This is a genomic window from Agrobacterium sp. ICMP 6402 (genome assembly GCF_009498615.1).
Lineage (GTDB): Bacteria > Pseudomonadota > Alphaproteobacteria > Rhizobiales > Rhizobiaceae > Agrobacterium > Agrobacterium burrii.
In genome coordinates, this window is record NZ_QSNV01000010.1 from 141,116 (window position 1) to 153,996 (window position 12,881).

At 58.7% G+C, this 12,881-nt stretch carries 15 protein-coding genes; 8 read left to right on the top strand and 7 right to left on the bottom strand.

Translation table 11 applies throughout. The features are described 5' to 3' along the window. Positions 1 to 47: 47 nt before the first annotated feature. Together DXT96_RS22145 and ctrA are read right to left on the bottom strand one after the other, a co-directional pair. Entirely contained in the window at positions 48 to 563 is a 516-nt protein-coding gene (locus tag DXT96_RS22145; protein ID WP_153516491.1) for a GNAT family N-acetyltransferase, read from the bottom strand. 137 nt (positions 564 to 700) lie between these two features. Further along, positions 701 to 1,405 (bottom strand): response regulator transcription factor CtrA, encoded by a 705-nt coding sequence (gene ctrA, locus DXT96_RS22150; RefSeq protein WP_006314973.1) that lies wholly within the window; start codon positions 1,403 to 1,405, stop codon positions 701 to 703. Between the two features lie 479 nt (positions 1,406 to 1,884). Between ctrA and DXT96_RS22155 the strand changes: the two genes are divergently transcribed. Next, entirely contained in the window at positions 1,885 to 2,235 is a 351-nt protein-coding gene (locus DXT96_RS22155; protein WP_149899887.1) for a flagellar export protein FliJ, read from the top strand. Positions 2,236 to 2,521: 286 nt separating this feature from the next. Next, positions 2,522 to 2,725: a DUF1059 domain-containing protein gene (locus tag DXT96_RS22160; protein WP_142840532.1), complete on the top strand. Its 204-nt coding sequence runs from the start codon at positions 2,522 to 2,524 to the stop codon at positions 2,723 to 2,725. 231 nt (positions 2,726 to 2,956) lie between these two features. Here DXT96_RS22160 and DXT96_RS22165 read toward each other — a convergent pair whose 3' ends face one another. From DXT96_RS22165 to cysQ, 4 genes are all read right to left on the bottom strand, one after another. Then, positions 2,957 to 3,238: a GNAT family N-acetyltransferase gene (locus tag DXT96_RS22165; RefSeq protein ID WP_153516492.1), complete on the bottom strand. Its 282-nt coding sequence runs from the start codon at positions 3,236 to 3,238 to the stop codon at positions 2,957 to 2,959. 222 nt (positions 3,239 to 3,460) lie between these two features. Beyond that, positions 3,461 to 3,736 carry a DUF1153 domain-containing protein gene (locus DXT96_RS22170; RefSeq protein WP_004430042.1) on the bottom strand — a complete coding sequence of 92 codons (276 nt, stop codon included), beginning with the start codon at positions 3,734 to 3,736 and terminating at the stop codon, positions 3,461 to 3,463. 191 nt (positions 3,737 to 3,927) lie between these two features. Further along, positions 3,928 to 4,971 (bottom strand): DUF2793 domain-containing protein, encoded by a 1,044-nt coding sequence (locus tag DXT96_RS22175; protein ID WP_153516493.1) that lies wholly within the window; start codon positions 4,969 to 4,971, stop codon positions 3,928 to 3,930. 345 nt (positions 4,972 to 5,316) lie between these two features. Further along, entirely contained in the window at positions 5,317 to 6,105 is a 789-nt protein-coding gene (cysQ, locus tag DXT96_RS22180) for a 3'(2'),5'-bisphosphate nucleotidase CysQ (RefSeq protein ID WP_153516494.1), read from the bottom strand. Between the two features lie 333 nt (positions 6,106 to 6,438). Here cysQ and DXT96_RS22185 point away from each other — a divergent pair, with 333 nt between their 5' ends. From DXT96_RS22185 to DXT96_RS22210, 6 genes are all read left to right on the top strand, one after another. After that, on the top strand, positions 6,439 to 7,341 hold the full coding sequence (locus tag DXT96_RS22185; protein WP_046797796.1) for a branched-chain amino acid ABC transporter permease: 903 nt from the start codon (positions 6,439 to 6,441) through the stop codon (positions 7,339 to 7,341). A 4-nt stretch (positions 7,342 to 7,345) separates the two neighbouring features. After that, positions 7,346 to 8,743 (top strand): high-affinity branched-chain amino acid ABC transporter permease LivM, encoded by a 1,398-nt coding sequence (livM, locus tag DXT96_RS22190; RefSeq protein ID WP_153516495.1) that lies wholly within the window; start codon positions 7,346 to 7,348, stop codon positions 8,741 to 8,743. Further along, positions 8,743 to 9,645: an ABC transporter ATP-binding protein gene (locus tag DXT96_RS22195; protein WP_153516496.1), complete on the top strand. Its 903-nt coding sequence runs from the start codon at positions 8,743 to 8,745 to the stop codon at positions 9,643 to 9,645. The genes livM and DXT96_RS22195 overlap by 1 nt, the downstream gene beginning before the upstream one ends. Beyond that, positions 9,645 to 10,373: an ABC transporter ATP-binding protein gene (locus DXT96_RS22200; protein WP_153516497.1), complete on the top strand. Its 729-nt coding sequence runs from the start codon at positions 9,645 to 9,647 to the stop codon at positions 10,371 to 10,373. Before DXT96_RS22195 ends, DXT96_RS22200 begins: the two co-directional genes overlap by 1 nt. A 170-nt stretch (positions 10,374 to 10,543) precedes the next feature. Continuing rightward, positions 10,544 to 10,897, top strand: a complete 354-nt coding sequence (locus DXT96_RS22205) for a DUF6867 family protein (RefSeq protein ID WP_149899890.1) — start codon at positions 10,544 to 10,546, stop codon at positions 10,895 to 10,897. A gap of 117 nt (positions 10,898 to 11,014) precedes the next feature. Then, positions 11,015 to 12,133, top strand: a complete 1,119-nt coding sequence (locus DXT96_RS22210) for a branched-chain amino acid ABC transporter substrate-binding protein (RefSeq protein WP_153516498.1) — start codon at positions 11,015 to 11,017, stop codon at positions 12,131 to 12,133. A 203-nt stretch (positions 12,134 to 12,336) separates the two neighbouring features. On the opposite strand, the gene DXT96_RS22215 is transcribed toward DXT96_RS22210, so the two are convergent. Continuing rightward, a complete protein-coding gene (locus DXT96_RS22215) occupies positions 12,337 to 12,870 on the bottom strand; it encodes an AAA family ATPase (protein WP_153516499.1) in 534 nt (177 codons plus the stop codon). Between the last annotated feature and the right edge of the window lie 11 nt (positions 12,871 to 12,881).

The following is a 12,881-nucleotide window of genomic DNA, read 5'->3' on the forward strand; positions in this document are numbered from 1 at the left end:
GGGACGCCTCGCTGAAACTTTTCGGTCTTGCGCGGCGTCCCGATCTTTCAAGCCTCATTGCGTGGGTAATATCGAAAAACGAGGTCTTCCGGGTCGCTGCGAGGCGCAGACGGGTCGAGAGAACCACCGATTCGCGTGGCGACGGCTGCGGATTTGCTGTTTTGCGGTGATACGTAGCTGACCAGCGTCGGCAGCTGCAGGGTTTCGAAAGCCCAGCCGCGCAGCGCTATGGCGGCTTCGGCGGCATAACCTTTGCCCTCGTGGCCGTCATAAAGCAGCCAGCCCAGTTCCTTTTCGGGAAATAGCGGGCCGTGATTGATGCCGACCTGGCCGATGCATTCACCCGTCTCGCCAAGTTCGATCATCAGCGCACCGTGTCCGAAGAAGTGCCAGTTGGCCAGATCGTGGCAAAAAACGCCCCAGGTTTTCCAGAGGTCATAGGGTCCGCCGACACCGAGAGAGCGCGGTGAGGCCATGAAGGCCAGATAGGCGGGGAAATCCGCCATGGTCTGCGGGCGCAATGTCAGGCGTTGGGTTTTGAGAGTGGGGATAGGGTGGTTCATCGCATTGGTCCTTTTTGGGAGTGCCAATATGCGCTTTCTGTTGCGTCTGAATGAAGCGGGCATGTTTCGGCCGTGACGCACAACAAAAAACCCGCTGTCGCCAGCGGGTCTTTTAAAACTGTCCTGTCCCGATAAGATCAGGCGGTTTCGAGGAATTCCGCAGCGCCATCCGGCTCGCGCAGAACATAGCCGCGGCCCCAGACGGTTTCGATGTAATTTGCGCCGCCTGCGGCGTTTGCCAGCTTCTTGCGCAGCTTGCAGATGAAGACGTCGATGATCTTCAGTTCCGGCTCGTCCATGCCGCCATAAAGGTGGTTCAGGAACATTTCCTTGGTCAGCGTCGTGCCCTTGCGCAGCGAAAGCAGCTCGAGCATCTGATATTCCTTGCCGGTCAGGTGAACGCGCTGGCCACCCACTTCAACCGTCTTGGCATCGAGATTGACGATCAGTTCGCCGGTGGAGATGACCGACTGCGCATGGCCCTTGGAGCGGCGGACGATGGCGTGAATGCGGGCGACAAGCTCGTCCTTGTGGAACGGCTTCGTCATGTAATCGTCGGCGCCGAAGCCCAAGCCGCGCACCTTGTCCTCGATGCCGGCCATGCCGGAGAGGATGAGGATCGGCGTCTTGACCTTGGAAAGGCGCAAGGTTCTCAAGACTTCGTAACCCGACATGTCAGGCAGGTTGAGGTCGAGAAGAATAATGTCGTAGTCGTAGAGCTTGCCGAGGTCCACGCCTTCCTCGCCGAGGTCGGTCGTGTAGACGTTAAAGCTTTCCGACTTGAGCATCAGTTCAATGCTCTGCGCTGTCGCGCTGTCGTCTTCAATCAGTAGAACCCGCATAATTATCCCCTTTGCCGCCCGCGAACCGGTAAAACATTGCCTCGCGCGATGCGGATCCAGACGTTGCCTGATTTGCAGGCTGCCACCAAATGGTTAACAAATTCTAATTGCCTTTGGCAAGGTGTATCGAATTTATTAAGCAAAGAAGGCATTTCGCTGTTTTTGCACGTGAATCCACCATCGCCAAAATTGAAGCTTAACGTGAGGATTTCTCGCTAAGTGATTCAATCGACTCTTACATCGTCTGGCCCATTTTTTGGACCTGGCATTTACCGACCCTTAAATGATCGTGTTTATCATTAACGATGCCCGTAAACGAAAGGTTAACGACGGTGGTTTTTTATTAACGTCGGGTAACTTTTAGGAATCATTCCGGCACAGGGATTAACCTTTGCGGAATGACGGGCGGGTTAAACGGGCCGATCAGGGGGGCATAGTGCCTTTTTGATCCGGGTCTCGCTATCCATGGAGTATTGCGTATGAAGTCGCGTGACAGCCTGGTTCGCCTGAAGGAATTTCAGGTTAACGAAAAACGTCGGCAACTTAACCAGTTGCAGCAGATGATGTCCGAATTCGAGCGGATGGCAAAGGAACTGGTGCATCAGATCTCGCTGGAAGAGAGCAAATCGGGGATTACCGATCCCTCGCATTTTGCCTATCCGACCTTTGCCAAGGCCGCGCGCCAGCGTGCGGATAATCTTCAGGTCTCCATTCGGGAGCTGAAGACCCAGCAGGAAGCCGCCGAAGCTTCGCTGGAAGAAGTGCAGGCCGAATATGAAAAGGCCGCTGCCCTCGAAAACCGCGACGGAGCAATCCGCGCCCGCGCCTGACAACTGGCGCGAAATCGGACGAATGATCGTCCTCATTGACGGCTGCCGGTGGATCAGGAGGCGGCTTTCAATGACGGGACGGCATGCGTTTTTTTGAAAGGTCGCCCCGCAAAGGGCGGCCTTTTGTTTTGGCGCGATGCTCCGTGTCTTTTCGCGGGACGGCGTCGCCTGATTTTTATTGTCCGGGGGTGGGGAAAGGCGTAATTTAAGGGGGTTCCGACCGTGAGCCGGAGGCTTTGCGTGCGCGCCTCAAGCGGGCGCGCACGGCTATGGCAGGGAGGGAAAAATGGCCCGCCAATATATTGATTGCCGCGAATTCCCCAGTGACAGCAAATGCACGATCGCCATCTCCGCCGATTCTCCGGAGGAGTTGATGGAGGCAGCGGTGCACCATGCCGTGGCGGTGCATGGGGCCAAGGATACGCCCGAATTTCGCGAAGAAGTCCGCCACAGCATGCATGCGGGGACGCCGCCGCTGAAGGTGGCGTGACGGGAGGCCCGACACGTATTTATGAATGACGCAATATGGGAAGGGGTTGCGAAAGACCGGGGCGTATGCCGCTTGTTTCTTCTCCCCGCCGGGGAGAAGTCCGCGGCAGCGGGATGAGGGGGCAAGGGTAGAAATATTCGGCAACGTTACCCCCTCATCCGACCCTTCGGGCCACATTCTCCCCGCCGGGGAGAAGAGACGCGCGGCGACGCTTGTGACTATTCTGCCGGCTTATCCCTGGACGACATCCGCCCATTCTTTATGGCGCAGCGTCTGGGCCTTGAAAAACGGGCAGAGCGGAATGATTTTCCAACCGCCCTTGCGGGCCTCATCGATCGCGTGGGCGGCGAGAGCCTGGCCGACACCTTTGCCGCGCAAGGCATCGGGCACGCCGGTATGATCGATAATGATAAGGGAAGGGGAGGTGCGCGAATAGGTCATCTCGGCCTTATGGCCATCGACGGTTGCCGAATATTCGCCGTGCGATCCGGTTTCGGTTGTCTTGATATCCATGATGTGCGCCTCCTTGCTGTTCGTTTTTGCCACTGTAACGGCTTGCGCCTGAATTGAAACAGCGGGAAAGCGAACGCAGCGGACACAAACCGGCGACAATCATTTTACCGTGGGACTGGCATGCTATGCGGGGAAATCCGAAATCAAACCAAATGCTCCGTCGAAAATCCGACGGAGCATTTTGATAATTCGGTCTGGGCGCGTTGCCGCGCCGGCGCAATATCAGTGGCGATATTGCTGAATGCGCGTGGTGCGCAGGCCGGCAAGGCCATGATCGGAGATCGAGGACTGCCAGGACAGGAATTCTTCAACGGTAAGCGTATAACGCTCGCAGGCTTCCTCGAGGCTCAACAGTCCTCCGCGTACCGCTGCAACCACCTCCGCCTTTCTGCGAATGACCCAGCGTCGGGTATTGGCAGGCGGAAGATCCGCGATCGTCAGAGGGCTGCCATCGGGGCCGATGACATATTTAACTCGTGGGCGTATCATTTCGGTCATTGGACACTCTATACAAACTCAAGACCATATGACGGGAACTTTAGCCCCGTACCTTTAAAAATTGCCTAAGCAGGTCGTGACAATTTGTTAAGAATTTGAATGGTTTCACTCGATTTGTTCGAGTCGCCTTATTTTGCCGGGAAAAAATTTTTCCAAAAATCATAATTTTTATCGTCTGTCGGTTGTTTTCCTCACAGCGCTGCAAGCGAAAGGCACGTTTTGCCGTTGCCCTGGGTAAATTCCGCCGATCCTTCATGTTGTAGTCGCAGGCGGTCGCCGGCGTTGAGGGGAAGGATGAAGTTAGCCGACTGCGAGGTGCCCGTATTCGATGTGTTGCCGGCGATGCCGAAGACACCCGCTGCGCCATTGACGGAGAGCGAGACGCGGTGGCCGGACGAGGAAACCACGGCAAGCGACAGGATGGCCAGATAGAGACCCTTTGCGGGAGCGACGAGTTCCCTTCCGCCCCCCGCGCCGACCGGATCGCCAAGAGCAAAACCGCCCTCATTGACGAACAGCAGCGAAAAACCCGCCGCCGAACCGTTGGCGGGCTTCGTCGTGCCCGCCGGCAGGCCGGCGACGGCGAGCGGGCGGTTCGGCATCGAGACCCGCCCGTCGCCGCTGCATAAAAGCGCCGTGTGCCAGGAGGTTCCGTCCGCGCTGGTCTTGATTGAAAACCCGTCATTGCCGGCAAGCCCCATCTCGGCCCGGCCGCTCCAGTCGGTCTGGAACAGCAGCGAGGCGGTATCGGCCTTGCCCGCCTTGTTGACCGTCAGGCGGTGGCTGCCGTCTTCCGGCGGATGGGTGAAAAGGCTGGCGGGGGAGGCGAGCGCCAGGTGGTTGGTGGCGTCGGCGTCCGTGCCGATACCCAGCCTTTCGAGCCTGCCTGTGGCGGGCAAGGGCATGTCCCGCCATGCGCCGTCCCGCAGGAGGCGATATCTGCCCTCAGCGGCAAACCAGGCGGTCCATCCGGGCTGCGGCGTTATCGAGAGCCATGCGCCGTCCTGCCGGAAGGCAAGCTTTCCGGCTTTGCCGGCCCATTCGCCGGCGGCGTCCATGGACAGGAGGAAGCAGTCGCCCTCCGGCGAATTGTCCGGTGGCGCGGCGACCACGTCCTTTATGGTGAGCTGCACGACCGCATCGAGCCTTTGCAGGGCTTCATTGTGGGTGACGTGTTTCTGTGCCTGCGAGGGCAGGATATAGGGAAGGTGAAGTTTCGCCGTCTGGTCCGTCATGGTGTCTCTTTCGCGCTCGGGGGGCATTTGCGAGAGAGTTTGATGCGGTTTGGCGGGGCGGGGATGAGTGGGGATGAGATTATTTTTTGGTGATGGGGATGGGGGTGTTTTCCGGGCTTTGCGGCCTCGGCGTGCGTGGCTTACCCCCCTCTGCCCTGCCGGGCATCTCCCCCACAAGGAGGGAGATCGACCCGCGGCGAAGCCTCGCTCATCTCGACGGTAGAAAATGAAGTGGTGAAAGAGCCTCCTGCCGATCTCCCTCCTTGTGGGGGAGATGCCCGGCAGGGCAGAGGGGGGTAAGCCGCATACGCCGAAGCGAACAAACCTGCCCGATCATCCCTTCAGTTATGGCGCGATTTCCACCGCCATCGCGCCTTCAGCAATAAAATCCGGATTGGCCAGCGCATCCTCGCCATCGCCCCTCACCGCATAGGCAAGCAGCCGGCCTTCGCAATCGAGCGTCCGGCCGCCGGCGGCGCGCAGCACGGCGTCGCCGGCTGCTGTGTCCCACATCATGGTGCGGCTGAAGCGGGGGTAAATATCGGCAGCACCTTCGGCCAGCATGCAGAATTTCAGCGAGGAGCCGACGGAAATGCAGTCTTTCAGACCGTGTTCGGCCACGAAAGCTTCCGTCTTCGCCGTACAGTGCGAGCGGCTGATGAGCGCGACGGGAGAAGCGCCGCGCTGGCGTGCGCGGATGGGGTGGCGCGAAAGGATCGCGCCTTGCCCGGAAATGGCGAGCTTTTCGGCCTCGTTACCTTCGCCCGTCCACGCCTGTCCACGGCAGGGCGCGTAAACCACGCCGGCAACCGGAACGCCATTGCGGATAAGCGCAATATTGACGGTGAAATCGTCCTTGCCGGAAATGAATTCCTTGGTTCCGTCAAGCGGATCGACCAGAAAGAACTCCTGGCCCGTTTCCGGCTGGATGCCGTTCGAGACGGCCTCTTCGGCGATGACAGGAATGTCGGGAAAATGGGTCGCCAGCGCCGCAAGAATGATCGTCTCGGCGCGTTGATCAGCCTCGGTCACCGGCGAGCAGTCATCCTTGTACGACACATGCGGGCCGGCGCGATGGACCGCCATGATTGCCTGCCCGGCGTCCAGCGCCGCTTTCGTCAATATGTCGATCATCTCTTTGCCGTTGCCATCCCGTGCCGGGATCTTTCGATCCTCAATGTCGCTACTCCTTTGCCCGTCGCCCGTCAAATAATGGCGGTAGACAAGACTAAAATAAGCATTCCGACGTCATTTTTTCAGCACTTCCTGCCAAAATCATGGCTCTTTTGATCGGGAAAAGGGCAGTCCATGTGGAAATTCCAAATTTTGTGCAGGATCGCCCGTTTTTGACTTCACATTTTTAACGAACACGATATGCATTTTGGGAGTGGGGATGCTCGCAGGGGTTCCCCCGATAATTAACATAACGAGGCGTGGCTCATTTGAGGCCATACCCGGGGGAAAGACATGGAGTATTTTATCCAGCAGCTCATCAACGGGCTGACTCTTGGATCGATCTATGGCCTCATCGCTATCGGCTATACGATGGTTTATGGCATTATCGGCATGATCAACTTCGCCCATGGCGATATTTTCATGCTTGGCGGCTTTGCCGCGCTGATCGTTTTTTTGATTGCAACATCGTTTTTCGCCGGCATTCCGGTGGCGCTTCTTCTGCTTTTGATGATGGTCGTCGCCATGCTGATGACCGGATTGTGGAACTGGGTCATCGAGCGCGTCGCCTATCGGCCGCTGCGCGGCTCATTCCGGCTTGCGCCGCTGATTACCGCCATCGGCATGTCGATCGCGCTGTCCAACTTCATTCAGGTGACACAGGGTCCGCGCAACAAGCCGATCCCGTCAATGGTGACGGAAAGCTATCACTTCGGCGCCATCACCGTATCGCTGAAGCAGCTGATCATCATGGTGGTTACCTCCGTTCTGCTGTTCGCCTTCTGGTATATCGTCAACAAGACCCCGCTCGGCCGGGCGCAGCGCGCCACCGAACAGGACCGCAAGATGGCCGCCCTGCTCGGCGTTGATGTCGACAAGACGATTTCCATCACCTTCATCATGGGTGCGGCGCTGGCTGCCGTCGCTGGTACGATGTATCTGATGTATTATGGCGTGGCCTCGTTCAGCGACGGCTTCGTTCCCGGCGTCAAGGCCTTCACCGCGGCCGTTCTCGGCGGCATCGGCTCGCTTCCGGGCGCCGTTCTCGGCGGCCTGTTGATCGGTCTGATCGAATCGCTGTGGTCGGCCTATTTCTCCATCGCCTACAAGGACGTCGCGGCATTCGGCATCCTGGCTTTCGTGCTGATCTTCAAGCCGACCGGTATTCTCGGTCGTCCGGAAGTCGAGAAGGTGTGATCCCATGACCAATATCGCTTCCGAAAATGCCGCTTCCAGCCCGAGCCTGATGGCGACGGCTGTGAAGGAGGGGCTGATTGCCGGCGTCATCTCGTTCGGCATGTTCATTCTCTACATCGGCATCATCACCTATCAGGACATCAACAACCAGCTGATCTGGGGCACCCGCTGGGGGCTGCTGGCAATCTTCGTCGCTGTCGCCGCCATCGGCCGTTTCCTCGTGGTCGGCTTTTTCAAGCCGTCCATGGATCGCCGCAGGCTTGCCAAGGCGAAAACCGGCATTCTGGAAATCTCCGAAGAAAAGGGCTTTTTCCACAAGCACTTTCTGAAGCTGGCGCTGGCGCTGCTGCTGCTTTATCCTGTCATAACAGTGCAATTGTTCGGCTTTCAGGGCTCGCTGAAATACGTCGACAATTTCGGCATCCAGATCCTCATCTATGTGATGTTGGCCTGGGGTCTCAATATCGTCGTTGGGCTGGCCGGTCTGCTCGATCTCGGTTACGTGGCCTTTTATGCGGTCGGCGCTTATTCCTATGCGCTGCTGTCGAGCTATTTCGGCCTGTCCTTCTGGGTGCTTCTGCCGCTTGCCGGCATCCTCGCCGGCTTCTGGGGCATCATCCTCGGCTTTCCGGTTCTGCGGCTTCGCGGCGACTATCTGGCGATCGTTACGCTTGCCTTCGGTGAAATCATCCGTCTCGTATTGTTGAACTGGACGGCGGTGACCAAGGGCACATTCGGCATTTCGGGTATCGCCAAGGCCTCAGTCTTCGGCATCTGGTCCTTCGATGTCGGCGCGCCGAACAACTTCGCCAAGGTTTTTGGCCTGTCGATGTCGTCGGCCTATTACAAGATCTTCCTGTTCTACGTGATCCTGTTCCTGTGCATGCTGACGGCTTACGTCACCATCAAACTGCGCCGCATGCCGATTGGCCGCGCATGGGAAGCGCTGCGCGAAGACGAGATCGCCTGCCGTTCGCTCGGCATCGATACCGTCATCACCAAGCTCACCGCCTTTGCGACGGGCGCGATGTTTGGCGGTTTTGCCGGTTCATTCTTCGCCGCGCGTCAGGGTTTCGTGTCTCCGGAAAGCTTCGTGTTCCTCGAGTCCGCCGTCATCCTCGCCATCGTCGTGCTTGGCGGCATGGGCTCGCTGACCGGCATCGCCATCGCCGCCCTCGTCATGGTTGGCGGCACCGAGCTTCTGCGCGAAATGGAATTCCTGAAGCACATCTTCGGGCCTGATTTCACGCCGGAACTCTACCGTATGCTGCTGTTCGGCCTCGCCATGGTCATCGTCATGCTGTTCAAGCCGCGCGGCTTTGTCGGCTCGCGTGAACCCACGGCCTTCCTTAAGGAACGCAAGGCCGTCTCCGGCAGCTTTACCAAGGAAGGTCACGGTTGATGGCTTCCGGAACGATGAACATGACATCCAATACCACTGGCAATACCACTGGCAATACGACTGGCGACACGATCCTCAAGGTCGAACATCTCTCGATGAAGTTCGGCGGCCTGATGGCCATCAACGACTTCTCCTTCGAGGCGAAGCGCGGCGAGATCACCGCGCTGATCGGCCCCAACGGTGCTGGAAAGACCACGGTTTTCAACTGCATCACCGGTTTCTACAAACCGACGATGGGCATGATCACCATGCGCCAGCAAAGCGGCGAGGCGCATCTTCTCGAGCGCCTGCCGGATTTCGAAATCACCAAGAAGGCGAAGGTGGCGCGCACCTTCCAGAACATCCGGCTGTTTTCGGGTCTTACGGTTCTGGAAAACCTGCTGGTGGCGCAGCACAATGCGCTGATGAAGGCCTCGGGTTACACCATTCTCGGTCTTCTCGGCCTGCCCGCCTATAAAAGGGCGGTCGCGAGTTCGATCGAGAAGGCCAAATACTGGCTGGACAAGGCCGATCTGACCGACCGCGCCGACGATCCGGCCGGCGATCTGCCCTATGGCGCGCAGCGCCGTCTGGAAATCGCCCGCGCCATGTGCACGGGGCCGGAGCTTTTGTGCCTCGATGAGCCGGCCGCCGGTCTCAACCCGAAGGAATCGCTGGCGCTCAATGCACTGTTGCGCGGCATCCGCGATGAAGGCACGTCGCTGCTGCTGATCGAGCATGACATGTCCGTTGTGATGCAGATTTCCGACCATGTGGTGGTTCTGGAATATGGCCAGAAGATTTCCGACGGCACGCCGGACCATGTGAAGAACGACCCGAAGGTCATCGCCGCCTATCTGGGTGTCGAGGATGATGAAGTGGAAGACGTGATTGCGGAAGAACTCGACGGAGGAGCGGCCTGATGTCCGGTGAATCGCTTCTCAAAGTTCAGGGTGTCGAAACCTATTATGGCAATATCCGCGCTCTGGCCGGTGTCGATGTCGAAGTCAACAAGGGTGAAATCGTCAGCCTGATCGGCGCCAACGGCGCCGGCAAATCGACGCTGATGATGACCATCTGCGGCAGCCCGCAGGCCCGTGCCGGCCAGGTGATCTTCGACGGCGAGGATATTACCCAGCTGCCGACACATCTGATCGCCCGCAAACGCATCGCCCAGTCACCCGAAGGCCGCCGGATCTTCCCGCGCATGACGGTGCTGGAAAACCTGCAGATGGGCGCCAATCTCGACAACCTCAAATATTTCAAGGAAGACGTCGAGAAGATCTTCGTGATGTTCCCGCGGCTGAAAGAGCGCCAGAGCCAGCGCGGCGGCACGCTTTCCGGCGGCGAGCAGCAGATGCTCTCCATCGGCCGCGCGCTGATGGCACGGCCGAAGCTGCTTTTGCTCGACGAACCGTCGCTGGGTCTCGCGCCGCTGATCGTCAAGGGCATTTTCGCGGCGATCAAGAAACTCAACCAGGAGGAAGGGCTGACCGTCTTCCTGGTGGAGCAGAACGCCTTTGCCGCGCTGAAGCTTTCCGACCGCGCCTATGTGATGGTCAACGGCCGCGTGACGATGAGCGGTTCGGGCAAGGAATTGCTCGCCGATCCGCAGGTGCGCGCCGCTTATCTCGAAGGCGGACGGCACTGAAAGATTTTACTTGCGCCGGAAATTTTGCGGCGCAAGACTGCAAACGGTGTTCAGCCTAACTCTCTGGGACCATGGCGGGACGCAAACAATAAAATGCCCACCGGCAAAACGGCGGGACGACAGACAAGGCAGGGCGCGGGCGTTTTCGCCCAGCACTGATGGGGAAAGAGATGCAGGGCCTTTTTTTCGAAACCGATAACGGCGTGCGTTATGTTCTGCGCGCACTGGTTGTTCTCTTGGGTTTCTGGACGGCGTGGCGCACGGGCAGATCCGTCGCCGATGGCTGGGGCGATTATACGCGTGTGGTGATCTACACGCTGGCATTGGGGCTCGTGATGCGCTTCCTGCATTACGCACTCTTCAACGGGCCGTTCATCAACGGCTTCTACTACGTGTTTGACGTCGCTCTTCTTCTGGTCTTTTCCAGCATCGGTTTCCGCATGCGCCGGGCGAGCCAGATGGTCAATAACTACTATTGGCTTTACGACCGGACGTCGGCATTTTCCTACAAGAAGAAAGATTGACAGGCGGATTTTTCCGGCTGCACAATGCTCGTCAGAGTGGAACGGTTTCTGTTCGGTTAAGGTGGGTACCGAACAGGTCCTTGCAATCAACCCATCCAAGGAACTGGGAGTAAAGTAATGAAGAAGTCTCTTCTTTCCGCTGTCGCGCTGACCGCCATGGTCGCCTTCGGCGGTTCGGCCTGGGCCGATGTCGTGATCGCTGTCGGCGCACCGCTGACCGGCCCGAACGCTGCTTTTGGCGCTCAGATCCAGAAGGGTGCCGAACAGGCTGCAAAAGACATCAATGCCGCCGGCGGCATCAATGGCGAGCAGATCAAGATCGTGCTGGGCGACGACGTATCCGACCCGAAGCAGGGTATTTCGGTTGCCAATAAATTCGTTGCCGACGGCGTGAAATTCGTCATCGGTCACTTCAACTCCGGCGTTTCCATTCCGGCTTCCGAAGTTTATGCCGAAAACGGCATTCTCGAAGTGACGCCGGCTGCAACCAACCCGGTCTTTACCGAGCGCGGCCTGTGGAACACCTTCCGCACCTGCGGTCGTGACGACCAGCAGGGTGGCATTGCCGGCAAGTATCTGGCCGACCACTTCAAGGACGCCAAGATCGCCGTCATTCACGACAAGACGCCCTATGGTCAGGGCCTTGCCGATGAAACCAAGAAGGCAGCCAATGCCGCCGGCGTGACGGAAGTCATGTATGAAGGCGTTAATGTCGGCGACAAGGACTTCTCGGCGCTGATTTCCAAGATGAAGGAAGCCGGTGTTACGGTCATCTATTGGGGCGGCCTGCACACCGAAGCCGGTCTGATCATCCGCCAGGCGGCCGATCAGGGCCTGAAGGCGAAGCTGATTTCGGGTGACGGCATCGTCTCCAACGAACTGGCTTCCATCGCCGGCGACGCCGTCGAAGGCACGCTCAACACCTTCGGCCCCGATCCGACACTGCGCCCGGAAAACAAGGAGCTGGTTGAGAAGTTCAAGGCCGCCGGCTTCAACCCGGAAGCCTATACGCTCTACTCCTACGCAGCCCTGCAGTCGATCGCAGGCGCGGCAAAGGCCGCCGGCTCCATTGAGCCGGAAAAGGTTGCCGAAGCTCTGAAGAAGGGCACCTTCCCGACGGCGCTCGGCGACATCTCCTTCGACGAGAAGGGCGACCCGAAGCTTCCCGGCTACGTCATGTACGAGTGGAAGAAGGGTCCGGACGGCAAGTTCACCTACATCCAGCAGGGCAGCTAAGCCCTTCTGCGATACACGATCGAAGCCCGGCAGCGATGCCGGGCTTTTTTGTTTTCGATGTAAAGCCTCCCGACCTCAGTCATGTCGGCATCAAGCCAGCCCAAGTCCTTGGGCGGTGAGGCCTCCCTCCACCAAGCAGACGCATGCCGGCTGGATACCGGCCCAAGGCCGGCGTGATGGAGGTGAAGATACTATGTCATCTTTCAGATGGCTTGCGCCAACCGCTCCAGCACCACCTCGGCGCGCTCCGATACCGGCACCTTCGGCACTATCACCGTTTCATAATCCAGCCGGGCATAGTCCGTGAGCAGGCGCTCGTATTCCTCAATGGCCGAATCGAAATCATGTTTGCGCTCGCCATCGCCCCGGTAGATTTCCGGCCAAGGCGGGGTGAGGAAAACCAGCCTGTTGTAGCGGTGCGCACGGCGTAACGTATCGATGAAGGCATCGCCGCTGACATGCCGCAGCGCGGAGGCGGCGTCGATCAGGCCACGATCGAAGAAGACGAGGCCTTCCGGCGGCGCCTTTTGCCGGTCTTCGAGTGCAACGGCGATGGCGCGGCGGGCGAAGGCTTCAATGTCGATCCAGGGCAGGGCGGTGCCGTTGTTACGGGTTTCTTCGATGACGATACGGCGGCCTGGTTCCTCGACGGTGGCGAAACCGCGCCTTGCAAGTTCGGCAAGCAGGGTGGATTTGCCGCCGCCGGAGCAGCCGGAAAGGATGATGAAGCGATCCATGGGGGGATTCC

Coding starts and splice junctions, on each gene's coding strand:
- DXT96_RS22210 (WP_153516498.1), top strand. CDS start 11,015: ATGAAGAAGTCTCTTCTTTCCGCTGTCGCGCTGACCGCCATGGTCGCC.
- DXT96_RS22215 (WP_153516499.1), bottom strand. CDS start 12,870: ATGGATCGCTTCATCATCCTTTCCGGCTGCTCCGGCGGCGGCAAATCC.
- DXT96_RS22160 (WP_142840532.1), top strand. CDS start 2,522: ATGGCCCGCCAATATATTGATTGCCGCGAATTCCCCAGTGACAGCAAA.
- DXT96_RS22170 (WP_004430042.1), bottom strand. CDS start 3,736: ATGACCGAAATGATACGCCCACGAGTTAAATATGTCATCGGCCCCGAT.
- DXT96_RS22185 (WP_046797796.1), top strand. CDS start 6,439: ATGGAGTATTTTATCCAGCAGCTCATCAACGGGCTGACTCTTGGATCG.
- DXT96_RS22165 (WP_153516492.1), bottom strand. CDS start 3,238: ATGGATATCAAGACAACCGAAACCGGATCGCACGGCGAATATTCGGCA.
- DXT96_RS22205 (WP_149899890.1), top strand. CDS start 10,544: ATGCAGGGCCTTTTTTTCGAAACCGATAACGGCGTGCGTTATGTTCTG.
- ctrA (WP_006314973.1), bottom strand. CDS start 1,405: ATGCGGGTTCTACTGATTGAAGACGACAGCGCGACAGCGCAGAGCATT.
- DXT96_RS22155 (WP_149899887.1), top strand. CDS start 1,885: ATGAAGTCGCGTGACAGCCTGGTTCGCCTGAAGGAATTTCAGGTTAAC.
- cysQ (WP_153516494.1), bottom strand. CDS start 6,105: ATGATCGACATATTGACGAAAGCGGCGCTGGACGCCGGGCAGGCAATC.
- DXT96_RS22200 (WP_153516497.1), top strand. CDS start 9,645: ATGTCCGGTGAATCGCTTCTCAAAGTTCAGGGTGTCGAAACCTATTAT.
- DXT96_RS22175 (WP_153516493.1), bottom strand. CDS start 4,971: ATGACGGACCAGACGGCGAAACTTCACCTTCCCTATATCCTGCCCTCG.
- livM (WP_153516495.1), top strand. CDS start 7,346: ATGACCAATATCGCTTCCGAAAATGCCGCTTCCAGCCCGAGCCTGATG.
- DXT96_RS22195 (WP_153516496.1), top strand. CDS start 8,743: ATGGCTTCCGGAACGATGAACATGACATCCAATACCACTGGCAATACC.
- DXT96_RS22145 (WP_153516491.1), bottom strand. CDS start 563: ATGAACCACCCTATCCCCACTCTCAAAACCCAACGCCTGACATTGCGC.